The 1126-nt window shown below is 75.5% G+C and carries 1 protein-coding gene; it reads left to right on the top strand.

The window, feature by feature from the left end; all coding sequences use genetic code 11:
• Positions 1 to 355: 355 nt before the first annotated feature.
• Positions 356 to 1126: PP2C family protein-serine/threonine phosphatase (locus AAHZ94_RS34405; protein ID WP_349997603.1), on the top strand; the 771-nt coding region annotated here is incomplete at its 3' end.

Here is a 1126-nt window from a genome sequence, read left to right as displayed (position 1 = left end):
CCCCCCCCCCCCCCCCCCCCCCCTCTTTTTTTAACCCCCCCCACCCCCCCCCCCCCCCCCGGAGTCCGTCTCGTGGGCGCGGAGAGGCGTAAAAGCGACAGGGCCGGGGGCACGGCGCGTGACCTGCGGCGGGCCGGCGCTCGCGCGGCTGTGCGGGGCGCGGTGGGATTTCGGGCGTATGTGCTCACCGATCATGCGCCACCTGGGGCCCGCTCACCCGAAGGAGTGAGAAGCGGAGCGTACTCAGTCAACCCCCGGTGGATGGTCGCCACAATCGTCCCGGTCGTGCACCTCCACCGCATGCAAGGGCCAGGGGCCGACCGACCACCTGATGCGCTGCTAGGGGGGCCGGTGGATGATCGGAACCAAGGCGCTGCGCGCCATGTTCACGGCGGCGTCACGAGCCCCACAGGTGCTGGCGCTCGTTCTGCCGACCCTCTGGGTGCTCGCCGTGCTGGGTTGGGAGCTGGCGGACCCGCCCGGGCCGCGGCTCGAACCGCTGCTCGCCGCGGCACCCGTACTCGCCCTCGCCCTCGGTGGCAGATGCAGCCGGGTGCTGACCGGCGGGCTCGGGGCGCTCGCCGCCCTGGCCGTCATCGCCGTCTGTCGCCCGCACGAGACCGCCACCGCGCCGCTGGGTAGCTGCGCCGCCGTCGTCTCCGTGCTGGTCGCCTGTGGGTTGACCAACCGGCGCCGGCTCCGGCTGCTCAAGGAACTCGACCGCACCCAGGCGGTGGCCGTCGCCGCCCAACGGACCCTGCTCCGCCCGCTCCCGCCCCGCCTTGAACAACTCGCCATCGCCGGCGGCCAGTTGTCGGCGAGCCGGGGCGCCGTCGTCGGGGGCGACCTGTACGAGGTGCTGGCCACGCCACACGGCGTACGGATCGTCATCGGCGACGTCCGCGGGCACGGCATCGGCGCGCTCGGCACCGTCGCCGCCGTACTCGGCAGCTTCCGCGAGGCCGCGCACGACGAGCCCGAACTCACCGGGGTGCTGAACCGCCTCGACCGGGCCCTTTGCCGCCATCTGCACGAGCGCACGGCTGCCGACCAGCAGGCCACCGAGCCGGGCGGGGGGGGGCCCGGCCGGCCGGGGCCCGGGGCGGGGGCGGCGCGGGGGGGGGGG

Origin of the sequence: Streptomyces sp. HSW2009 (assembly GCF_040240285.1) — a bacterium.
Taxonomy (GTDB): Bacteria; Actinomycetota; Actinomycetes; order Streptomycetales; family Streptomycetaceae; genus Streptomyces.
This window is presented reverse-complemented; position numbering and strand designations above follow the sequence as displayed.